The following is a 21,935-nucleotide window of genomic DNA, read 5'->3' on the forward strand; positions in this document are numbered from 1 at the left end:
GCCTCCTCAGCCGGCCAGCGAGCGGAAGTACGCGTACGCGTTCAGGACCTGCAGCAGCAGCGGTATGAGGGCGAGCGCTGTCAGGCCCTCGAGGATCTCGCCGAGGCGCCCCCAGATGGGCCGCAGCCTCGCTCCGGGCAGTCGCCGGGCACCCGTCAGCAGCAGCGCGGCGGCGGCGCACAGCCCGAGCATGGCGGCGGCTCGTGCCACGGGGGAGGCATGGAGCGCGAAGGACAGCACGACCAGGATCGCCCCCAGCGCGCCGGCGACCACCAGTGCGATGCGCTGCACGGCATTGCCCACGCCGCGTGCGCGCAGCAGCAGCGCCGCGCTGAACACGCCGGCGAACAGCGGGCCCGGCCAGTGCGGGACCTGCACCAGCAGGACGAAGGCCACCGTGAAGACACCGGCCGCGGAGAGGGAGTAGACACCGAGGTAGCCCTCCGCGACCGCGACCCGGCGGGTGACCAGGGCCTCCGGCAGCGGGTCGATGCCCTGCTGGAGCTCCTCGGAGTTGTGCGGGAGTTCCACCACGCGCAGTCCGGCCGCGAACAGCGCAAGGCGCGGCAGGACCGGGGACACGGCGAACATCGCCGCCGCGAGAACCGCGGTGACCCGCGTGGCGTCCCAGGCGAGGACGATCGACAGGAACGACCCGATCTCGATCGTGCCGGCCAGCATGAGCAGGGTGCCGAACACCGCGATCGGCACCCTGCCGGTGGCCAGGACCGCGGCGGCCGCCACTCCGGTGAGCGCGGCGGTGACCAGCCCGTCGAGTCGTCCCGGCACCAGGAGCCCGGCCGGGTCGGCCGCCACGGACAGTCCGGCCAGTGCGGCGAACAGACATGCACCCAGACCGGTGATGGTCCCTGTGGCCCTGTCCTGGAACGTCTTGGTGACCACGGCACAGCCGACGACCAGTCCCAGGGCGAGCACACCGCAGGTGAGCCCGGTCAGCAGGTGCGGGCGGGCGGCGACGACCAGGGCGGCGAGGGACGCCAGTGTCAGACAGGCAAGGAGGAGGCAGAGCAGCCGGGTCAGCTCCGGTCGCCATCGGTCGCCTCGGGCGTTGATCGTGGTGGCGACCCCGTCGGCCACGTCGTCGAACTGCAGCTCCGACAGCAGGTCGTCCTTCGGCCGCAGGTACAGGACGTCACCGTCGCGCAGGCCGAGGGACTCCGGGGTGCCGTCCAGGTCGAGCGGGGCCTCACCGAGCCGCTGGAGCGCCCACCGGTCGCCGCGGTCCTCCTCGCTCACGGCCCGCTGCAGCACCACGGGCAGGATGCTGCCCACCGTGGCGGAGACGGGGACCGCGAGGTCGGTACGGCCCTTGGCCGCGCTGATGGTCAGCCGGCAGACGTCTGCTGTCCCCCAGGGCCCGGTGCGGGTGGGGGACGACGCGGCGGTGCTCATGATTCTCCTGCGGTGCACGGACGGGGAAACAGCGGGGCGGGACGCGAGGCGGAAGCGGTGCGCAGGGCCGATGCGGTGCGCGGGTGCCTCAGGGTTGATGCGGTGCGCGGGCGCCGCGAACGAGGTACGGGGCATGCGGAGGGCCGGTTCATGACGGTGCCGCCAGTCCGGTCTGGAGCAGCCCGACCCCGCGCCGGGTGACGAGCTGGGCGCGGCCGGGGGGCAGTGTGCGCGGCTTGGCCTCGCCGATGAACTTGCCCTCCTCCTTGGGATAGGAGAAGAGCAGCGCCGGGGTTCCCAGTTCCCACATCCGGCGCATCAGCGGGTCCATCATGGCGCGCATCGCTCCGGAGGTGCTGCGCGCGACCACGATGTGCAGTCCGATGTTGGCCGCCTGGGACAGCAGCGGCACCATGGACGACATCGGGTTGTCCATGGCACCGCCGGTGGCGAACAGGTCGTAGTCGTCGATGAGCATGAACAGCCGTGGCCCCTGCCACCAGTCGCGCTGCGCGAGCCGCTCGGGGGCGATGTCGGGGCCGGGCACCCGGCCGCTCACCGACACCGCTGCGCTGCCCGCCAGTTCCGCCAGGGCCTCGGTGCCCACGGCGTAGCCGACGCGGTACTCCTCGGGGACGTCCCGCAGGAGCTGCCGGCCGGGGTCGGCCAGCAGGATGCGTGCCTCGGCGGGGGTGTAGCGGGCGGTGATCGCCTTGGCGGCCAGGCGCAGCGCGTTGGTCTTGCCGGTGGCGTCGTCGCCGAAGAGCATCAGGTGCGGCACCTTCTCGAAGTCGTGCCAGACGGGCTGCAGGCGCTTCTCGTCCCAGCCCAGGCAGATGCGCAGGTCTCCGTCCGGGGGCGGCAGCTGGTCGACCGGAAGGCTGGTGGGCAGCAGCCGGACGCCTGGTGCCGAGCGACCGGTCCAGAACGTCTCGATCTCCGCAGCGGCGGCCTTGGTCGCGGTGGTGAGGTCCTCGATGGCCGACGAGCCGTCGAGGCGGGGCAGCGCCGACAGGAAGTGGTGGCCCGAGCTGGTGAGGCCGCGCCCGGGGCGGGAGGGCACTCCGGCGGCCTGACGTGTGCCGACCTCGGACTCCATGCTGTCGCCGAGGCGGAGTTCCAGCTTGGTGCCCATCAGGTCGCGTTGTTTGGGACGGATCTCCGACCAGCGGACCGCCGAGGCGACCACGTGCACGCCGAAGGAGAGCCCGCGGGCGGCCAGGTCGGCGACGCGGTCCTCCAGCTCGTCGAAGTCCTGCCGGAGGGTGGCCCACCCGTCGACCACGAAGAAGACGTCGCCGTACGGGTCGTCGATCTGTCCGCTCCTGCGCAGCGCGCGGTATGCGGACATCGACTCCAGGCCCATGCTGGTGAAGAGCTCCTCGCGCATCTCCAGCACCTGGGTGATCTCCTCGACGGTGCGCAGCACCCGGTCGCGTTCGAGGCGGGTGGCCACCGAGCCGACGTGCGGCAGGCCCGCGATGGAGACGAGGCCGCCGCCGCCGAAGTCCAGGCAGTAGAACTGGATCTCTTCCGGGGTGTGCGTCAGGGCGAGGGAGAGGATCAGGCCGCGCAGCAAGGTGGACTTGCCGGTCTGCGGGGCACCCGCGATGCCGACGTGCCCGTCGGCTCCGGAGAGGTCGGCGACGAGCAGTTCGCGTGCCTGCTCGTAGGGCCGGTCCACCAGGCCGAGGGGTACTTTCAGGGCACCGAGCGCCGGGTGGTCGCCGGCGCTCATCCCGCGCACCGGGTCGGGCACGATGCCCGGCAGCAGCTGGTCCAGGCTCGGCGACTCGTCCAGCGGCGGCAGCCACACCTGGCGGGCGGGCGGGCCTGCGTCGGTGAGCCGGTCGATCATGATGTCGAGCAGGCTCTCGGAGTTCTCGGACTGCTCCTCGTCGTGGTCCGCTCCGTCCGGTTCCGGTACGCCGGACGCCGGGCCGGCGGCGTCCGGACCGGCCGGCAGCGGCGGCCGCTGCTCCAGCCCGAACGGGACGATCTCGGCGGCCGGTCCGCCGGGACCGGCGCCCGTGGAGGTGTGGGTCAGCGCCTGCGGACAGGGCCCGGAGACGTAGGCGGCCTTGAACCGCACCAGGTTGGTGGTGTCGATCTTGAGATAGCCGTGGCCGGGCGCCGAGGGCAGCTCGTAGGCTCCCGTGATGCCGATCACGCTGCGCGACTCCATGGAGGAGAAGGTGCGCAGGGCGATCCGGTAGGAGAGATGGCCCGCGACCTTGTGGATGCTGCCTTCGTCGAGGCGCTGCGAGGCGAGCAGCAGGTGCACGCCGAGGCTTCGCCCGACGCGTCCGATCATCACGAACAGCTCGATGAACTCCGGCTTGCTGGAGAGCAGTTCGGAGAACTCGTCGACGATGAGGAGCAGCGAGGGCATCGGGGCGAGCCGGGCGCCGCCGAGCCGGGCCTTCTCGTAGTCGAAGAGGTTGGCGTAGCCGGCCTCGCGGAGCAGTTCCTGGCGGCGGATCACCTCGCCCTGGAGCGAGTCGCGCATCCGGTCGACCAGCGGCAGTTCGTCGGCCAGGTTGGTGATGACCGCGGAGGTGTGCGGCAGCTTCTCCATGTTGAGGAAGGTGGCGCCGCCCTTGAAGTCGACCAGGACGAGATTGAGGATCTCGGAGGAGTGGGTCGCGCACAGGCCGAGGACCAGGGTGCGCAGGAGTTCGCTCTTGCCGGACCCGGTGGCGCCGATCAGCAGGCCGTGCGGCCCCATGCCGTTCTGGGCGGACTCCTTGAAGTCGAGCTCGACGACCTCGCCGTCCTCGGTCACCCCGAGGGGCACCCGCAGCCGGGCGTGCTGCGGGGTGCGCGGCCGCCACTGACCGGTGACGTCGAACGCCCGCGGGTCGCGGATGCCGAGCAGGGCGGTGAGGTCGAAGTCGTTCTCGAAGGGTTCGTCGACGAGGTCCACGATCCCGCTGGTGCGCATCGGGGCCAGGTATCTGGCCAGGCGCTCGGCCGCGGCCGGGCTCAGCTCGTCGGCCCGCGCGGACGCGGTCGAGTCACCGGAGGGGAACGTCACCCGTCCCTTCTCGGTCGTCAGCCGCAGCACCTTGGGGCCACCGGTCATGGCGCCGGTCAGGTCGAGCAGGACGACGCCCCGCAGCCCGGCGCCGAGCAGCCGGGAGCCGGGCGGGATGCGCTCCCCCGCGGCGACGATCACCACGAACGGCTCGGACGCGCTGGGTGCCTCCGACTTGTCGTGGTCGGGGCGGTCGCTGACGTCCTGGCCGAGCAGCTCCATGAGGGCGTCGTGGTCGGTGGCGACGAGCCGCAGCGCACCGGCCGCGTCACCCTCGCGCGGGTGGGCGTTGTGCGGCAGCCACTTCACCCAGTCCCAGTCCGCGCGCCTGTGTTCGTCGGTGAGTACGGCTATCCGCAGTTCGTCCGGCGAGTGGAAGACGGCCAACTGGCAGAGGATCGCCCGGACCGTGCCGTAAGCGGCGGTGCCGTCCCCCGCGAACTCGACGCTGCTGAAACTGCGCAGCGAGAGGGGGACGGCCATGCCCTCGACCGTCTGGTGGGCCTTGATGAACCTGCGCAGCGAGATCGCCGTGAGGGGTTCGAGGTCCTCGACGGGCTTGGTCTCGGGGGGCACGAAGCGCAGCGCGGCGCGCCGTGAGCCGACCCCGACCCGGACCCGGGCGAAGTCGTCGTGGCTGGCGCGGCGCTCCCACAGCCGGGGGCCCATGGCCAGGGACCGCAGGTCCTCGGGTTCCGGGTGGTCCCAGCAGACCGCGGCCCGCTGCTCGGCCGCCGCGTCCCTGGCCTGCTTGCGCAGTTGGGCGAGGTAGCGAAGGTAGTCCCGACGCTCGGCCCGCATCCGGCGTTTGCGTTCCTTGCCGGACTGCCCGAGCTGGGTCAGGCTCATGGCGATCATGGAGATGCCCATCATCCCGGACATCATGTACGTGGTGGGTGAACCGTGGCCCATGGAGAGCCCCACGGCCATGACCGCCGAGCCCAGCCCCATGGGCAGGAAGGCCAGGGCGGACCCGAAGTCGGCACTCGCCGGCTCGCCGAGCACAGGCGGCTCGGCGAGCTCGATCTCGTCCTCGGGCATCTCGGGCCCGGTCGCGCGCGATCCGCGCTTGACCGCCACCGTGTTCGTCATCGTCGTCCTCCACCGGCCGGCCCGCGGGAGCGCTCCCAACAGCTCACAGCGCCCCGCAGCGCATCGCATAGGCGACCGCGTGCGAGCGGTTGCGCAGGTTCAGCCGCGTCAGCATGCCGCTGACGATGTTCTTGATGGTCCGCTCGGAGTAGTTGAGCTGCTGCGCGATCTCCACGGTGTCCAGGCCGTCGGCGAGCAGCTTCAGGACCTCGACCTCCCGCTCCTGGAGACCGCCGGCGGTCAGGCCCTGCGGCGCCAGCACGGTGCGCTGGATCGTCCGGACCTGCTCGAGCAGCCATCCGAGCATCTTCTCGGGGACGACGGCCCGGTCCCTGCTGCTGTCCCGGATGGCCTTGACCACACGGTCCCGGTTGGCCTCCTCGCGCGGCACGAAGCTCACCATGCCGCTGGTGACGGCCCGCATCAGATGGTGCTCGCTGATGGTCTCGGCGACGAGCACGATGCGCATCTCGGAGTTGGTCGATTCCGAGGCGGAACGTTCCATCCAGCAGACGACCTCCTCAGTGGCCTCGTGGACCGTCACCAACAGGACGTCGGCCTCGCATCTTCGCTCGGGTGGGAGCAAGGTGATCCCGGGCATGGCGCGCAGACAGGCGACGGCGCCCTCGCCGGTGACCGGGTCGCCGGCGTGCACGGCCACGGTGATCACCTCGCGCCGCTCCCTCACCGGGTTCGCCTCTGCCGTGCGGGCGGTCATATCGACCAGCTCGCGTCGGCCGGGTGATGACCGTCAGCCACGGTGGGCATCGCGGGGGAACAGACATTGCACATGGACGCTCCAAACTCTGGTGGTGCAGCCCCACAAACCTCGCCGCGCACCCAGATGTCGACCTGTACCTCACCATGCCGAACGAAGCGGAACGACCGGCGAGGGTAAGCGGTTAACTCTTAAGCCCTTTCACGCAGGACGGTCAAGCAAAGGTTGGGCAATTCGGGGCCTGCCGGAGACACCCCTGAATTCCCGGCCGACCGACGGCCCGGCGGTACGGTGCACAAGAGGCGCCCACCGCCGTATTGGCACCGCGAGCAAACACGCGGCACTTCATGGAATGTTCACTATTAGGTCACCAAAAATTGGTGAACATTGACGGAAATGTCGGATTTGGCGTCCCCTTTCGCAGCCCCTCACGGCGTGCGAAGTGCCCAATTCATCCCCTCCCGGCGGGAACTCCTTGACCGTCACCTCTCGGGCAGCAGAAGGATGTGAGGTCCGTCACCCGAGATCGCGCCCGGCCACGGAATGCTAACGATCCCCAGACCTGGAACCGGTATAGGCCGCGGGTGCGTCCAGGCCTGGAGAAAAGGTAAGCGGAATCATCGCGACGAGTAATTCCATGCCTTTCCATCTGCGCGCCCATCGCAAACTAATTGGTATGTGATCTCTAAACTATCGATCCGGCGGACGACCCTCAGGCCCCGACCAGCCGACGGCCTGCCTCCCCGTCCGGCGCGCCGACACGGCATGATCAATGGATGGAAGCCGTGGAAGACCCGACAGGCGGTGGCGACGTGGGCGAGCAGGCGGACATCTCGTCGGCGAAAGACGCGGCGAACGACCCGCTGGTGCTGGCGTTCGGAAGGCTGCAGGGTGCGGCGAACCGGCTGGAGTACATCCTGGGACGCGCTCTTGAGGAGGAGTGCGGTATCAGCCACCTCATGTTCGAGGTACTGCTGATCCTGGGGCGGGCGGGCGAGCCGGGCCTGTCGATGCGGGCCATCGCCCAGGAGCAGGTGCTGACCACGGGCGGCGCCACCCGCCTGGTGGACCGGATGGAGGCGGCCGGGCTCGTGGAGCGCGCCGAGGATCCCGGCGACCGGCGCGGCCGACTGGTGCGCCTCACGGAATCGGGCGAGCAGACCGCGGTGCGGGCCTCCCGGCTGCACGTGGAGAACATCCGCCGCTATTTCCTGGCCCCCCTGCCGGCCGAGGACCACGAACGGTTCGCCGAGGACCTGCGCATCCTCAGCCACTCGGCCCGGGACGTACTGCCACGCCTGCCCTGAGGGATGCCTGAGCCCGCCCCGGCGGCCATGTGGTCGGCGTCACACACATAGGGAAATATCTGACGAGTCAGTTACTGTTTCCTCAGGCGAGACGCTCGCAGTCGGCGGGCGCACCCTCTCCTTGCCGAGGTCTTCGATGAAGCTGGTCTACGTCTTCGACGCCTATTGCGGTTGGTCGCACGGGTTCTCCGAAACACTGCTCGAGGTCGTCTCCCGTCACCCCGGCCTCCCGGTCGAGGTGGTCTCCGGTGGCCTGTTCACCGGGGCGCGCCGGGTGCCGATCCGGGAGTTCGGCTACGTCCAGGGCGCGAACGCCAAGATCGCCGAGGTGACCGGCGCCGAGTTCGGCACGGCTTACGAGCGGCTGATCGCGGACGGTTCCTTCGTGATGGACTCGGAGGCCGCCGCGCGTGGTGTCGCCGCCCTGCGCCAGGCAGCTCCCACCCGCGCGGCGGAACTGGCCGCCGCCCTCCAGGATGTCTTCTACGTCGACGGCCTGAGCCTCTCCGACCCGGCCACCTACCGGAAGGTCGCCGAGAAGGCCGGGCTGGACGCCGAAGCCGTCGTCGCCGCCTTCGAGGGCGCCGAGACACAGCAGGCCGCGGAGGCCGACTTCCGTCGGGCCGCCGAACTCGGCGTCACCGGCTTCCCCACCCTCCTCGCCGTCGACGACGACCACGTCACCCCCGTGGCCTACGGCCGCGCCGACGCCGACGAGATCGACCGGCAGCTCATCGCCCTGCACGCCTCCTGATCGCCCCCGTCCCCGCCCCGCCCACTCCTCTCCAGGAGCCATCCATGAGCACCCTGTCCTTCAAGGTCCTCGACCTGGACTTCCCCGCCGGCAGCAAGAACAAGACCGCCACGCTCGTCACCGGCGAGAACGAGGCGCTGCTGGTGGACGCCGGTTTCACCCGGGCCGACGGCCACCGCCTGGTCGCCGAGATCCTCGACTCCGGCAAGACCCTCACCACGGTCTTCATCTCCCACGGCGACCCGGACTTCTACTTCGGCGCCGAGGCCGTCGCCGACGCCTTCCCCGAGGCGGAGTTCGTCGCCACCCCGATCGTCATCGAGCACATCCGGCACTCCTACGAGGGCAAGCTCAAGGCCTGGGCCGCGCTCGGCCCGAACCTGCCCACCCGCCTGGTCGACATCGAGCCGCTGACCGGGGACCTCACCCTGGAGGGCCACCGCTTCGAGCTCAAGGGCGGCCCGGCCGGACTGCCCGACCGCCACTACCTGTGGCAGGCCGAGCACCGCGCCCTGCTCGGCGGCGTCCTGCTCTTCCAGCAGGAGCACGTCTGGGTCGCCGACACCCCCACCCCCGGCGACCGCGCCGCCTGGATCGACCTGCTCGACGAAATGGCCGCCCTCGACCCGCAGTCGGTCGTCCCCGGCCACCGCCTGCCGGACGCGCCCGCCGACGCCTCCGCCATCGCCGCCACCCGCGCCTACCTGCTCGCCTTCGAGGAGGAGCTCGACACGGCGGCCGACGGCGCCGCCCTGACCGAGGCCCTTATCAAGCGCTACCCGGACATCGGCATGCAGATCGCCGCCCAGATCGGTGCGAAGGTCGCCAAGGGCGAGATGAAGTGGGGCTGACCATGGCCGAGTTCGCCACCTCCACCGCCCCGGCCGACGTCGTACGCCGCCAGTACCTGGCCTCCGCGGCCGGCGACCTGGCCGCCCTGCGCGCCACCCTCGCCCCCGACGTGGAGTGGACGGAGATGGCCGGCTTCCCACTGGCCGGCACCTACCGCACCCCCGACGGCGTCACCTCGAACGTGATGGAGAAGCTCGGCCAGGACTGGGAGGGCTGGACCGCCCACGACGACACCTACGTCGTCGACGGCGAGAACGTGGTCGTCCTCGCCCGCTACACGGCCGTCAACAAGGCCACCGGCAAGCCGATCGACGTCCGTGTGGCGCACCACTTCGTCGTACGCGGCGGCCTGATCGTCCGCTTCGAACAGTTCGTGGACACGGCGCTCGTCCGCGAGGCCATGGCTCCCTGAGGCAGCGCGAGGCGGCCGCGGCCGTGGTTCAGGCCGTGGCCGCCTCGTACTGCGGGCGGCCGGTGGTGCGGCAGGTCCGGATGGTCTCTCGCCCGGGCGACGGTCAACTCCTCCAGGCGGTCAGGCCGTTCGCCCCGCCGGGCGCCGGTCGGGGACCCGAACCACCCCGCCAGGCAGCCGCTTCGCAAGCCCCTGTCCCAGGCATGGTTCGGCCACAAAGGGGAAAATGCTATTCGATTAGTCGCATTTACGGCACTTCGGAGCGGCGCGCCGCGTCCGGTTCGCGCCCCGAGGCGCACCCCCCGACCCTGCCGGCCTGAAGAACGGCGCGGGTATGAACAAGGGGGACAGCGAGTCCGCAGGCAGACCGGTCGCCGCCTGGCGCAGGCAACTGCGCAGTGCGCGGCAGACGCGTCGGCGCGCCCGGCTGCTGCGCAGGGCGGCACGCGAGGCGATGCCCTGGTGGCGCAGGATGTTTCCCACCTGGCGCATGGTGGTCAGCAGCCTGCTCACCGTGCTGCTGCTCGCGGTCGCCGGCTTCTTCGTGCTGTACGTGATCGTCCAGGTCCCCGATCCCAACGCGGCGGCGCTGAGCGAGAGCAACGTCTACTACTACGCCGACGGCACGGAGATCGGCCGCACCGGCGCGGTCAACCGCGAATCGCTGCCGCTGTCGGAGATCTCCGTCAGCATGCAGCACGCCGTGGTCGCCGCGGAGGACCGTACGTTCTACTCCAACCAGGGCGTGGACCCCCGTGGCATCCTGCGCGCGGCCTGGAGCACCGTCACCGGCAGAGGGCTGCAGGGCGGTTCCACCATCACCCAGCAGTACGTGCGGAACTACTACCTCACCCGCGAGCAGACCCTCGACCGCAAGGTCAGGGAGGCCATCATCGCGATCAAGGTCAACGAGACGCAGAGCAAGGACTCCGTCATGGCCGGGTACCTGAACACCAGTTACTTCGGCCGCGACGCCTACGGCATCCGCGCCGCCGCCCAGGCCTACTACGGCATCCGCGCCTCACGGCTGAGCGTTCCTCAGAGCGCCTACCTGGCCGCGCTGCTCAAGGCACCGAGCAGTTACGACGTCTCCACGGCGACCCCGGCCCTCAGGGCCGCGGCCGTCGCCCGCTGGAACTACGTACTGGACGGCATGGTCGACCTCGGCTACCTGGACAAGGACCGGCGCTCCGCAATGACCTTCCCGGCCCCGAGGCCGCCCCGGCCCACCCCCGGAGTCGGCGGCCAGGCCGGGTACCTCATCGACATCGCCCGCACGTACCTGATCGACAACGACATCGTCGACGAGGCCACGCTCGGCTCGGGCGGCTGGCAGATCACCACCACCTTCGTGAAGAAGGACCAGCAGGCGCTGGTCGCCGCCGTGAAGACGGGCCTGCGGGAGCTGCCGGGCACCCGTAAGGCCAGGTCCATCCGGGTCGGCGCGGCGTCCGTGGACCCGTCGACGGGACGGATCGTCGCCGCCTACGGCGGACCCGACTACGCCGTCCGGCCCTACAACGACGCCGTCCGGCACGACCTCCAGGTCGGCTCCACCTTCAAGCCGTTCGACCTCGCGGCCGCACTGCAAAACCACGCCACCACCCAGGACGGCCGTGCCATCACTCCCGGAACCCGCTACGACGGCACCAGCCGCCACTGCGTGCAGGGCCTGCCCCGCGGATTCCACTACTGCCCGCCCAACGAGGACGACCGCGACTACGGCCGGATCAGCCTTCGTACGGCGATGATGAAGTCCGTCAACGCCGTGTACGCGCAGGAGGGCGCCGACGCCGGTCTGGCCCGTGTCCGCAGGGCCGCCGTCGCGGCCGGACTCCCCGCCGACACGCCCGACATGGGCGCCACACCCGCCCTGACCCTCGGCGTGGCCACCCCCAGTCCGCTCGACATGGCCGGGGCGTACGCGACCTTCGACCACCACGGCCGGCACATCGCGCCGTGGGCGGTGCAGCAGCTCACCCGCGACAACAAGGCGTACGACCTGCCCGCTCAGGACGCCACCCGGGCGTTCTCGCGGGCCACGGCCGACCAGGTCACCTCGGTACTGAAGGGCGTCGTCAGCCCCGAGGGCACCGGCTATCTGGCCACCGCTCTCGGCCGGCCGGCCGCCGGCAAGACGGGTACGACGGACAACAACCTCTCGGCATGGTTCGTCGGCTACACGCCCGAACTGACCACATCGGTCGCCATGTTCGCCGAGAAGCCCACGGACCACACCCGCATCTCGCTCGGTGACGCCGCCGGTATCAGCCGGGTCAACGGCGGCTCCTCCCCGACCCGGATCTGGACGGCGTACATGTCCGCCGCGCTGAGAGGCCGACCGGTGGACGACTTCCGTCTCCAACTGCCCGCGCAGGCCCACAGCCCGCAAGCCGAGGCCAGGCCGCGCCACTCGACTCCACCGAGCCACACCACGACCCCCACTCGGCCGACTCCCGCCCCTACGACGCCCACGCCGCCGCCGACCACGCCCACGCCCACGCCCACGCCCACGCCGCCGAGCACACCCCCGGCGACCACGACTCCCCCTGCGCCCACGCCGAGCGAGACCGAATCGCCGCCCACGCCCACGGACCCGTCGTCGACCCCGACAACGCCACCGAGCGGGACCGGCACCAGCCCCCCGCCCTCCTGACACCCGCAGGTCACGGCCGCTTCGGCGGCTGGATCCACCCCAGGGACCGCTCTACGGCCCGCTTCCAGCTGGCGTACTCCCCTTCGCGCCGTCCGGCGTCCATGTCCGGCAGCCACTGCGCGGCCATGTGCCAGTTGCGGCGCAGGACCTGCAGGTCCGGCCAGTAGCCGGACGCGAGCCCCGCCGCGTAGGCGGCGCCCAGCGACACCGTCTCGTGGACGAGAGGCCGTACGACGGGAACGTCGAGCACGTCGGCCAGGATCTGCATGAGCAGATGGTCGGAGGTCATGCCGCCGTCGACCTTGAGCTGCTTCAGGGCGAGCGCGGAGTCGGCGTTCATGGCGTCGACGACCTCGCGGGTCTGCCAGCCGGTGGCCTCCAGGACGGCCCGGGCCAGATGCCCCTTGGTGATGTACGAGGTGAGGCCGACGATGACGCCCCGGGCGTCGCTGCGCCAGTGGGGCGCGAACAGACCGGAGAAGGCGGGGACGATGTAGCAGCCGCCGTTGTCCTCGACGGTGCGTGCCAGCGTCTCGATCTCGGGTGCGCTGTGGATCAGGCCGAGCCGGTCGCGGAACCACTGGACGAGCGAGCCGGTGACGGCCATCGGGCCTTCCAGGGCGTAGACCGTGGGCTGGTCCGCGATCTTGTAGGCGACGGTGGTGAGCAGCCCGTGTTGGGAGCGGACGAGGTCGGTGCCGGTGTTCATCACCAGGAAGCTGCCGGTTCCGTAGGTGCACTTCGCCTCGCCGGGCGAGAAGCAGGTCTGTCCGAACAGGGCCGCCTGCTGGTCGCCGAGGGCGGCCGTGATGGGCACGCCTGGCAGGAGCGCGCGGGCCTCGCCGTAGCGTTCCGCCGAGGACCTGATCTCCGGGAGCATCGAGCGGGGTGCGCCGAAGAAGTCCATCAGGGCTTCGTCCCAGGTCAGTGTGCGGATGTCCATGAGCATCGTGCGGCTTGCGTTGGTGGCGTCGGTGATGTGCAGGCCGCCGTCCGTGCCACCGGTGAGGTTCCAGATCAGCCAGCTCTCGATCGTGCCGAAGAGCACCTCACCGTCCCTTGCGCGCTGCTCCAGCCCGTCGACGTGGTCGAACAGCCAGCGGATGCGGGGTGCGGAGAAGTAGGTCGAAGGCGGCAGGCAGCAGTGTTCGAGGAAGAACTCGTCTCCGGGCTGTTGTCGCAGCTCGTCGACGAGCGGGGCGGTGCGGGTGTCCTGCCAGACGATGGCCCTGCCCAGCGGGGTCCCGGACCGCGGATCCCACAGGACCGTCGTCTCGCGCTGGTTGGCGATCCCCATGGCCGAGATCTGTCCCGCGTCGATGCCGGCGTTCGACAGTGCCTCGGGTACGACGCGCTGGAGGTTGCGCCAGATCTCGACGGCGTCGTGCTCGACCCAGCCCGGCCGGGGGAAGTACTGCTGGTGCTCCCGCTGGGCGACCGACACCAGCCGTCCGCTGTGGTCGAACAGGATGCATCGCGTGGAAGTGGTGCCCTGGTCGATGGACATCACATACCGCTCAACCATGATCGGCCCTGCCTTCCGATGTGTCGCGGAGGTGCTGGGGACCTACCAGCGGGCCGCGCCCAGGTCTCTGGAGATCGCACGTGCCGCCTCCCGCAGCACGGTGATCAGGGCCGGCTGAGGCCGGCCTTTGGTGTCGCAGATCCGCTCGACGGCGCCGGACACCCCGATGGCGCCCACCACCAGACCGCCCTGCCCCCGGATCGGAGCGGCGACTCCGGCTTCGCCCATGCTCATTTCCTGCACCTCGGCGCCCCAGCCGAGCTCTCGTATCTCGGCCAGCGCCCGGTTGATCTCCTCCGGGCGGACCAGGGTGTGCCGGGTGTACGCCTCCGGTGCGTCCTCCAGCAGGGCGTCGACGGGCGTGGCGCCGAAGGCCAGCAGGACCTTGCCGAGCGAGGAGGCGTGCAGGGGCAGCAGAGCGCCGACGTCCAGGGTCTGGAGGGTGTCGTCAGGACGGAAGACATGGTGGATGACGAGCACCCTGCCCTCCAGGGGCGTGCCCAGGCGTACGGCCTCGCCGCTGCGGGCGGCCAGGGCGTCGGCCCAGTTGATGGAGCGCGAACGCAGTTCGTTGACGTCGAGATAGCTGGTGCCGAGGTGCAGCAGAGCCGCCCCGAGCTGGTATTTCCCGGTCGCCGGGTCCTGCTCCACGAAGTCCACATGTTGCAGGGTGCGCAGGATTCCGTGGGCGGTGCCCTTGGCCAGTCCCAGCGACGACGACACCTCGCCCAGCCCCATTCGACGGGATCCGCCGGCGAGTAGGCGCAGGATCGCCGCGGCTCGCTCTATGGACTGGACGGGGCCGGCCATGAAGCGATGGTAGTCCGAGTTTTTCCGCTTTGGGACTGTCGTTCGGTAATGCCGACCCATGTTCATTGACCGCCGGAATTTCCCTCCATAGCGTGCCATAGCCACGCCCGGTCCGCCGCCCCCAGAGCTTCCCCGAGGAGGAAACATGACAACAGCGCAGCTCGACGCCGCGCCCCACAGGGAAGCCGAACACGTCTTTCCGCTGCCGCACGCGCCAGGGGCGGTCTCAGCCGTACGTCACCGCATACGCCGGATCCTCGCCGACTGGAACCTGGCCGCGGACCTCACCGAAGACGTACTGCTGGTGGCCTCGGAGCTGCTGACCAACGCCATCGTCCACGCCCTGCCCCCGGCGACGCTGAGCCTCTCGCGGAGCGAGGTGGACAGGTGCGGAGCCGTACGCGTCGAGGTGACCGACATGGGGCCGACGACGACGGGGCTGCCCGCTTCCGCCCTCGACCCGGACGAACACGGCCGCGGCCTCGACATCGTCACCGCCCTGGCGACCCGGTGCGGCGTACATGTGCACGCGGGCGGGACGAGTCGGTGGGCGGAGCTCCAGGCCGGGCGGGACTGAGGCCGCCCTCACATCGAGGCTGTCTTCCTTGCCGCTTCATTGCAACGCAACGTTGCATTCAGAGGCAGCGTCATTGCATCAATTTACACCCGCTCACCTGCGATTATCCCTCTATTGAGATTGACGTAATCCCGAACGCAACGTAGCTTTCGGTGAACGCCAAACACGTCATATCTCGAGATGAGGCACAGCCATGAGCGAGTCCCTCCATACGGTCACGACGCTTCCGACGACGCGTCGGTCCGGCTGCCCCTTCGACCCGCCGGCCGAGTTACTCGACGCCCGTCGGCACGGACCCATCAGCCGCTTCACCCACGTCGGTGGCAGACCTGGCTGGCTGATCACCGGATACGACCTGGTCAGGTCCGTGCTGGCCGACTCGCGGTTCAGCTCGCGCAAGGAGCTTCTGAACGTGGGCGACTTCGAGGTTCCTCCGGCGCCGCCCGGCGAGTTCCTCCTCATGGACGAGCCGCAGCACGGGCGCTATCGCAAGCCGCTGGTGGGCAAGTTCACGGTACGGCGGATGCGCCTGCTCACCGAGCGCATCGAGCAGATCACCGCCGACTGCCTGGACGCCATGGAGAAGGCGGGGCCGCCGACGGACCTGGTGACCGCGTTCGCCAAGCCCATCCCCACCATCGTCATCTGCGAGCTGCTGGGGGTGCCGTACCAGGACAGGGATTCCTTCCAGGAGCAGATCGACACGTTCATGGGAGGGGAGACCAGCGACGAGGAGCTGGTGGCCGCCTACACGGCGACCCAGGAGTACCTCGCCGAACTGGTGGCCGCCAAGCGGGCGAACCCCACTGACGACGTGCTCAGCGAACTCACCGACAGCGATCTGACCGACGAGGAGCTGCGGGGGATCAGCCTCATCCTGCTGGCCGCCGGATTCGACACCACCGCGAACATGCTCTCCCTCGGCACCTTCGCGCTGCTGCAGAACCCGGCCCAACTGGCCGCGCTGCGCGCCGACCCCGCGCTCACGGACGGGGCCGTGGAGGAGCTGCTCCGCTATCTGAGCGTCGCCAAGACGTTCATGAGGACGGCCCTCGAGGATGTCGAGCTGGGGGGCCAGACCATCGAGGCGGGGACGACGGTCGTCCTGTCGTACAACACCGCCAACCGCGATCCCGAGCGTTTCGCCGACCCCCACGTGCTCGACCTGCAAAGGCAGGACGTCGGCGGGCATGTGGCCTTCAGCCACGGCATCCACCAGTGCCTGGGGCAGCAGTTGGCCCGCGTCGAGATGCGGGTCGCGTTCCGCGCGCTGATCGACCGCTTCCCCACCCTGCGCCTGGCCGTACCGGCTGAGGAAGTCGTCCTGCGCCCGGAGGCAGCGGACATCTACGGGGTGAAGAGCCTTCCGGTCACCTGGGACAAGGGGTAGCCATGACGACGACGCAGCTGCGCATCGATCGTGAGCGCTGCATCGGCGCCGGGATGTGCGCCCTCACCGCCCCCGAGGTCTTCGACCAGGACCCCGACGACGGCCGCGTGCTCCTGCTGCACACCGAGCCGACGACCGCCCACCGCGCGGCCGCGCGGATGGCCGCCGGCGTCTGCCCCTCCGGGGCGATCACCCTGGGTGAGCCGGAAGCCGGCGGCGCCTGATGCCGGCCCGGCGTGCGCGCCCGAACCCGGCGCGTCAATTGATCACCTGCTCCAGAAGTTCAACCTGATCGTCCGAGTGCCGCAGGCCACCGCCGACGGTGACGCACTCCCACGGGTGGGCTCGCAGCGCAGCCCCGACTACGTCCTCCGCGTGGCGGAGGACGTAGTGCAGGAGGCGTGGCTGCGGTGGCAGCACACCGACCGCGCCGCCGTCCGCGAGCCGACGGCGTTCCTGACCACGGTCACGTTCTGGCCAGGCTGACGTACGTGGCATCCCTGAACGGCGGCGGCACGCTCTCCGGGTGAACATTCCGGCCGTTACCGACGAGATTCCCGCCCTGCTGGAAGAGATCTCGACCGCAGGAAGACTCGCCGAACGAGCAGCTGTCACAAAAGCAGGCTCTGCCCTGTCTCCTCTGGTGGAGGCGTCTCGTACAGGCACCTCGTACAGAGATCAGGCAAGACCCGAGAGGAATTCCGTCATGAAGGTCGTAGTGATCGGTGGGACCGGGCTGATCGGCTCGAAGGTGGTCGCCAGGCTCGCCGAGCACGGGCACGAGGCGGTCGCGGCCGCGCCCGGCACCGGCGTCAACACACTGACGGGCGAGGGGCTGGCCGACGTGCTCCAGGGCGCGTCGGTCGTGGTCGACGTCTCCAACTCGCCCTCGTTCGAGGACGAGGCGGTCATGGTGTTCTTCCGTACCTCCACGGCCAACCTGCTGAAGGCGGAGTCCGAGGCGGGCGTCGGGCACCACGTGGCGCTGTCCGTGGTCGGCACCGACCGCCTCCAGGGCAGCGGGTACTTCCGCGCCAAGCGGGTCCAGGAAGAGCTGATCAAGGCGTCGGGCATCCCCTGCTCCATCGTTCACGCCACCCAGTTCTTCGAGTTCGGGAAGGGGCTCGCCGACGGGATGACCGAGGGCGACACCGTGCGGGTGCCCGACGCCAAGATCCAGCCCATGGTCTCCGACGACGTGGCCGCGGCCGTGAGCCGTACCGCCGTCGGCGCCCCCGTGGGCGGTGTGGTGGAGGTCGGGGGCCCCGAGGCTTTCCAGCTCGAGGAGTTCATCCGTATGGCCCTCGCCGCCCACAACGACCCCCGCAGAGTCGCCACCGACCCACAAGCGACGTACTGGGGTGCGGAGTTGACGGAGAACACGCTGCTGCCGGGGCCGGACGCACACATCGCCGAGACCAGGTTCGCCGACTGGCTCGCCCAGCAGAAGTGAGCGTCGGGTCACGTCACCACCCCACTCGGCCGGCAAGGTCGCTTCGTGGAGGAAACCTTCACGCGGCGGAGGCGTCCCTGAGCGCCATCAGCGGCTGCTCTCGCGTCATTTTCGACCGGCCTGCGATGTCGGCATCGGATGCGCGCCGGTAGGGCTCGCTCTTGGACAGGGAGGCCAGGCCGTCGTCCTGCTGCTTGCCGCGCCGGCGCGCGGTCAGCTGGTGGACTTCTCCGCGTCACCGCGACCGGCGTTCTTGGCGCGGGCCCCTTCGACGCTCTTCTGCAGGGCGTCCATGAGGTCGAGGACGTTGGTGGCGTCCGGCGGCTCGTCCTCGCTGACGACCTCCTCGCCGCACCGCTTGGCCTGTCGATGAGCTGCTGGGCGGTCCTGACCTCCTGGCTGGTGGTCTTGGTGCGCCGGTCCGGCAGCAGGTCGGCCACGTCGTCGGGTTCGCGGACTTCGTCGGCCCCGTGCATGGTGTGCAGGACCAGGACGTCGCGCTGGGCACGCAGGGCGGTCAGGCACTGCTTGCCGTGCATGGTGAAGGTGGCGATGCCGGCCTTGTCGGCCCGCTCGAGGGCGGTGCGCAGGAGTTCGTAGACCTTGAGGTCGTCCTTGCCCCGCGGGGCGAGGTAGAAAGTGCGGCCGAAGTACACGGGCTCGATGTCGGCCAGATCGACGAAGCCGACCATGTCGATCACCTTCGACTTGCCGGGGGCGATCTCGTCGAGCTCGGCCGGTTCGACGACGACATAGTCGCCGCCGCCGAGGTCGTAGCCCTTGACGATGTCGCGGGTGACGGCCTCCTTGCCGGTGCGCTCGTTGACGCGCTTGTTGCGGATCCGGTCGGAGGTGCCGCGCTGCAGCTGGTGGAAGTGGACCGTGTGGTCCTCGGTCGCCGTGAACAGGGCCACCGGAACGGTGACCGGTCCCAGCGTCACCACTCCGCTCCAGACGGGTCACGCCATCACCTCTCACGTCACCTTTCGCCTCTCGTCCCGTGTACGCCCCCGCTCCGGCCCGCTCAGCCGCTTGACCTGGGCGGCAGAGGATTCGGCGCTGCGGCGGGCTTCCCTGACCTGCCGGTCGGCGGCACGGGCCTGCTCGCGTGCCTTCCGGGCGGCCGACTCGGCCTGATGGTGTTCGCTCTCCAGCCGCTTGATCTCATCGGCCAGCTCGGCCAGGCGCTGCTCGAGTTCGTCGGCGCGGGCCTGCGTGTCCTGCGCCTGCCGGTCGGCTGCCGCGGCCTCCTCCTGGCGGGCGGTGAGGTCGCGTTCGGCGTCCTCGGCCTGCTGCCGGGCCTGCTCGAGCCGTCGCCGCTGCTCTTCGCCGGCCCTGCCGCGGTCTCTCGTGGTCCGGGCCGGTGCGGGCTCGCGAGGACGCGGTCGCGCGCCGTCGGCGGCCGCCGGAAAGCCGACCGCCTGGTCGAAGGCTTTGACCAGGCGTCCGCCGGCCCACTGCCGGGCGGCATCCGGGTCGGCGAGTACGGCGTGCAGGATGGTCTCGACCTCGCGTTGGACGCCCTCGCCGACCGGGTGTCCGGCCTGGGAGGCCAGCCGGCGTGCCTGCCGGGACAGCGCGTTGATCAGGGCGTGCCGCTGACGGCTGAGTTCCCGCAGTTGCGGTCCGTCCAGGTCACGATGCGCCTGGCGCAGACCCTCACCGAGACGCAGCAGCGCGTCGGTCTCCTCGGGCTGTTCACGCACGAGGAGGTTGCTCACCCAGGCCGGCAGGCTGGGACGGCGCAGCTTGCTGATCTTCCCCGCGAGGGTGCGGTCACCGGCCTTGCGGGCCTCGGCCGCACGTGCGTCACGGGCCGCGGTGAAGTCCTCCGGCTTCAGCGCGTACAGTTCGTCCGCGACAGTCTCCAGGTCCACCGCGTCCCTCCGTGCTCGACGTCCCCCGGTGCTCGACGCCACGGGACGAGTTTCGCGGTTTTCAAGCCTTATGCCGGGTTCCGCCTCGACGGCCTGGGCCACGGCTTCGTCGGCAGTGAAGACCGGCCTCACTCTCCGCGGCGCATCCGGCCGCATGCCTCAGGCGGGTGCGGCCGTGATGCCCGCACGACGGCGTTGATCCGCGGATCCCCGGCGATGCCCCGGGCCGCGCCTGCCGCGAGGGCGATGCCGACGCCGGCGGCGACGAGTTCCAGCGTGCCAGAAACGATCAAGGGCCTCGTCTCACATGATGTGATCCAAGGCCCTGACCTGCGACTACGGAGAGAACTCCAGTCGGGACGACAGGATTTGAACCTGCGACCCCTTGACCCCCAGTCAAGTGCGCTACCAAGCTGCGCCACGTCCCGGTGCGCTTCCCGCGGTGAACCGCGTGATCGCGCGGACAGCACTTTACCCCACATGCGGGGTGGTGCCGAAGCGGGCCGGGGACCGCGGGACAATCGGGCTCATGGGCAGTACGGGACGCAGGAGCAGCGCGTCGGCGGGCCGGGTGGCCGGGGCGCGGGACCGGGACGGTGAGGGGCGGGCGCGCAATGCCCGGCCGCGGGACGGGCTCGGGCGGCCGCTGCCGTACGGCGCGGACGGGGTGGCACGGCAGCCCGAGGGCGTGGTGCGCACCCCGGAGCAGAGCGTCGCGGAGGCGCAGGAGCTGCTGGACGCCGGAAAGCCCTTCCACGCGCATGAAGTGTTCGAGGATGCGTGGAAGTCGGGGCCGCAGGAGGAGCGGGAGCTGTGGCGGGGGCTGGCGCAGGTCGCCGTGGGGCTCACGCATGCCGCCCGGGGAAATGTCACCGGCGGTGCCCGGCTGCTGCGCCGGGGTGCAGGCGCCGTGGAGCAGTGGGCGGCGGAATCGGGGCGGCAGCGGCCGTACGGGATGGATCTTGTGGGGCTGGTCGGCTGGGGGCGGGAGCTGGCGGACGACGTGGAGAGTGGTGGCGGGGCCGTCGATGCGGGGGCGCGGGCGCCGCGGTTGCGTGGGCGGACCTCGTAGGGCCTGCGGATGCACGGTCGGCCCCGCCCCCGGGCAAGGCCCGCGGCCGTCCGTACTCGCTCGGTAGGGATGCGGTGTACGGACTGTCAGTGGTGTGGGGCAGACTCGGGGTGTGCGAAAGATTCATGTCATCGGCATCGGCGCGGGCGACCCGGACCAGCTCACCCTGCAGGCGGTCAGGGCGCTGCGGAGCACGGACGTGTTCTTCATCCTCGAGAAGGGCGAGGTGAAGGACGACCTCACTCGGCTCCGCCGGGACATGCTCGACGCGCACATACCGGACGGGGCGTCGTACCGGGTGGTCGAGGCGCGCGATCCCGAGCGGGACCGGAAGGCGGGCGGTGCGGCCTACTCCCCCGCCGTCGGGGACTGGCGCAGTGCCCGTGCCGACATCTACGAGCGGCTGATCACCGAGGAACTGGGCGAGGACGAGAGCGGCGCGTTCCTGGTGTGGGGGGATCCGGCGCTGTACGACAGCACGATCGGGATTCTGGAGGAGGTGCGGGAGCGCGGTGGCGTCGAGTTCGACTATGACGTCGTGCCTGGCATCAGCAGTGTCTCCGCGCTCGTCGCCCGGCATCGCACCGGGCTGAACCGGGTGGCCCGGCCCGTCCAGATCACCACCGGGCGGCGGCTCGCCGAGGGGTTCCCGGAGGGGGTGGACGACGTGGTCGTGATGCTGGACGCCCACCAGACCTTCCGGCAGTACGCCGACGAGGACATCGACATCTACTGGGGCGCGTACATCGGCACTCCGGACGAGATCCTGGCCTCCGGGCCGATCGATGAGGTCGCGCCGCGGATCGAGCGGCTGCGCGCCGAGGCCCGGGAGCGCAAGGGGTGGATCATGGACACGTATCTGCTGCGCAGGCATCCCGGGGAGCGGTAGGCAGGTGCCACCCCGGTGGATCGCCCCGCATGCTCCGGTGGTCCACGAGAGGGTCACCGCTGCCGCAGCCTGAAAAAGGAATGCCCCGCGAGGCGGAGGGT

The 21,935-nt window shown here is 70.5% G+C and carries 20 protein-coding genes and 1 tRNA gene; 12 read left to right on the forward strand and 9 right to left on the reverse strand.

The genetic code is table 11. From position 1 onward, the window contains the following. Positions 1-6: 6 nt before the first annotated feature. The 3 genes from eccD to ACFY1U_RS12790 all read right to left on the reverse strand — a co-directional run bounded on the left by eccD (position 7) and on the right by ACFY1U_RS12790 (position 6,260). Positions 7-1,413, reverse strand: coding sequence for a type VII secretion integral membrane protein EccD (gene eccD / locus ACFY1U_RS12780; RefSeq protein ID WP_390694148.1), 1,407 nt, complete (start codon positions 1,411-1,413; stop codon positions 7-9). A gap of 148 nt (positions 1,414-1,561) precedes the next feature. Next, a complete protein-coding gene (gene eccCa / locus ACFY1U_RS12785) occupies positions 1,562-5,542 on the reverse strand; it encodes a type VII secretion protein EccCa (protein WP_390694149.1) in 3,981 nt (1,326 codons plus the stop codon). A gap of 43 nt (positions 5,543-5,585) precedes the next feature. Continuing rightward, a complete protein-coding gene (locus ACFY1U_RS12790; protein ID WP_390694150.1) occupies positions 5,586-6,260 on the reverse strand; it encodes a LuxR C-terminal-related transcriptional regulator in 675 nt (224 codons plus the stop codon). An 812-nt stretch (positions 6,261-7,072) separates the two neighbouring features. Between ACFY1U_RS12790 and ACFY1U_RS12795 the strand changes: the two genes are divergently transcribed. The 5 genes from ACFY1U_RS12795 to ACFY1U_RS12815 all read left to right on the forward strand — a co-directional run bounded on the left by ACFY1U_RS12795 (position 7,073) and on the right by ACFY1U_RS12815 (position 12,241). After that, complete coding sequence (locus tag ACFY1U_RS12795) at positions 7,073-7,567, forward strand: MarR family winged helix-turn-helix transcriptional regulator (protein ID WP_390694519.1); 495 nt, start codon at positions 7,073-7,075, stop codon at positions 7,565-7,567. Positions 7,568-7,703: 136 nt separating this feature from the next. After that, positions 7,704-8,321 (forward strand): DsbA family protein, encoded by a 618-nt coding sequence (locus ACFY1U_RS12800; RefSeq protein ID WP_390694151.1) that lies wholly within the window; start codon positions 7,704-7,706, stop codon positions 8,319-8,321. A gap of 44 nt (positions 8,322-8,365) precedes the next feature. Further along, positions 8,366-9,172 (forward strand): MBL fold metallo-hydrolase, encoded by an 807-nt coding sequence (locus ACFY1U_RS12805; protein WP_390694152.1) that lies wholly within the window; start codon positions 8,366-8,368, stop codon positions 9,170-9,172. Between the two features lie 2 nt (positions 9,173-9,174). Beyond that, the gene (locus ACFY1U_RS12810) at positions 9,175-9,585 is read left to right on the forward strand and encodes a nuclear transport factor 2 family protein (RefSeq protein WP_390694153.1); all 411 of its coding nucleotides are present in this window, start codon (positions 9,175-9,177) and stop codon (positions 9,583-9,585) included. Positions 9,586-9,919: 334 nt separating this feature from the next. After that, on the forward strand, positions 9,920-12,241 hold the full coding sequence (locus ACFY1U_RS12815) for a transglycosylase domain-containing protein (protein WP_390694154.1): 2,322 nt from the start codon (positions 9,920-9,922) through the stop codon (positions 12,239-12,241). 10 nt (positions 12,242-12,251) lie between these two features. Here the strand turns inward: ACFY1U_RS12815 and glpK are convergent, their stop codons facing one another. Further along, a complete protein-coding gene (gene glpK / locus ACFY1U_RS12820) occupies positions 12,252-13,766 on the reverse strand; it encodes a glycerol kinase GlpK (RefSeq protein WP_390694155.1) in 1,515 nt (504 codons plus the stop codon). Between the two features lie 42 nt (positions 13,767-13,808). Next, positions 13,809-14,576, reverse strand: coding sequence for an IclR family transcriptional regulator (locus ACFY1U_RS12825; protein ID WP_390694156.1), 768 nt, complete (start codon positions 14,574-14,576; stop codon positions 13,809-13,811). 145 nt (positions 14,577-14,721) lie between these two features. On the opposite strand from ACFY1U_RS12825, the gene ACFY1U_RS12830 reads away from it, so the two are divergent. The 5 genes from ACFY1U_RS12830 (at position 14,722) to ACFY1U_RS12850 (ending at position 17,996) form a co-directional block, all read left to right on the forward strand. After that, positions 14,722-15,153, forward strand: coding sequence for an ATP-binding protein (locus tag ACFY1U_RS12830; RefSeq protein ID WP_390694157.1), 432 nt, complete (start codon positions 14,722-14,724; stop codon positions 15,151-15,153). A 193-nt stretch (positions 15,154-15,346) separates the two neighbouring features. Then, complete coding sequence (locus ACFY1U_RS12835) at positions 15,347-16,543, forward strand: cytochrome P450 (protein ID WP_390694158.1); 1,197 nt, start codon at positions 15,347-15,349, stop codon at positions 16,541-16,543. Positions 16,544-16,545: 2 nt separating this feature from the next. Continuing rightward, complete coding sequence (locus ACFY1U_RS12840) at positions 16,546-16,767, forward strand: ferredoxin (protein ID WP_390694159.1); 222 nt, start codon at positions 16,546-16,548, stop codon at positions 16,765-16,767. Continuing rightward, a complete protein-coding gene (locus tag ACFY1U_RS12845) occupies positions 16,742-17,029 on the forward strand; it encodes a hypothetical protein (protein ID WP_390694538.1) in 288 nt (95 codons plus the stop codon). Before ACFY1U_RS12840 ends, ACFY1U_RS12845 begins: the two co-directional genes overlap by 26 nt. Before the next feature lie 220 nt (positions 17,030-17,249). Continuing rightward, positions 17,250-17,996, forward strand: a complete 747-nt coding sequence (locus tag ACFY1U_RS12850) for an SDR family oxidoreductase (protein WP_390694160.1) — start codon at positions 17,250-17,252, stop codon at positions 17,994-17,996. Between the two features lie 8 nt (positions 17,997-18,004). Here ACFY1U_RS12850 and ACFY1U_RS12855 read toward each other — a convergent pair whose 3' ends face one another. The 4 genes from ACFY1U_RS12855 to ACFY1U_RS12870 all read right to left on the reverse strand — a co-directional run bounded on the left by ACFY1U_RS12855 (position 18,005) and on the right by ACFY1U_RS12870 (position 20,301). Then, positions 18,005-18,937: a Ku protein gene (locus ACFY1U_RS12855; RefSeq protein ID WP_390694161.1), complete on the reverse strand. Its 933-nt coding sequence runs from the start codon at positions 18,935-18,937 to the stop codon at positions 18,005-18,007. A gap of 33 nt (positions 18,938-18,970) precedes the next feature. Then, the gene (locus tag ACFY1U_RS12860; protein WP_390694162.1) at positions 18,971-19,873 is read right to left on the reverse strand and encodes a hypothetical protein; all 903 of its coding nucleotides are present in this window, start codon (positions 19,871-19,873) and stop codon (positions 18,971-18,973) included. 128 nt (positions 19,874-20,001) lie between these two features. Next, the gene (locus ACFY1U_RS12865) at positions 20,002-20,166 is read right to left on the reverse strand and encodes a hypothetical protein (protein ID WP_390694163.1); all 165 of its coding nucleotides are present in this window, start codon (positions 20,164-20,166) and stop codon (positions 20,002-20,004) included. A gap of 61 nt (positions 20,167-20,227) precedes the next feature. Further along, a tRNA-Pro gene (locus ACFY1U_RS12870) sits at positions 20,228-20,301 on the reverse strand. A gap of 101 nt (positions 20,302-20,402) precedes the next feature. Here ACFY1U_RS12870 and ACFY1U_RS12875 point away from each other — a divergent pair. Both ACFY1U_RS12875 and cobF read left to right on the forward strand, forming a co-directional pair. Further along, positions 20,403-20,945, forward strand: a complete 543-nt coding sequence (locus ACFY1U_RS12875; protein WP_390694164.1) for a DUF309 domain-containing protein — start codon at positions 20,403-20,405, stop codon at positions 20,943-20,945. Positions 20,946-21,057: 112 nt separating this feature from the next. After that, positions 21,058-21,834 carry a precorrin-6A synthase (deacetylating) gene (gene cobF, locus ACFY1U_RS12880; protein ID WP_390694165.1) on the forward strand — a complete coding sequence of 259 codons (777 nt, stop codon included), beginning with the start codon at positions 21,058-21,060 and terminating at the stop codon, positions 21,832-21,834. Positions 21,835-21,935: the final 101 nt, after the last annotated feature.

Source organism: Streptomyces sp. NPDC001351 (assembly GCF_042896045.1).
Taxonomy (GTDB): Bacteria; Actinomycetota; Actinomycetes; order Streptomycetales; family Streptomycetaceae; genus Streptomyces.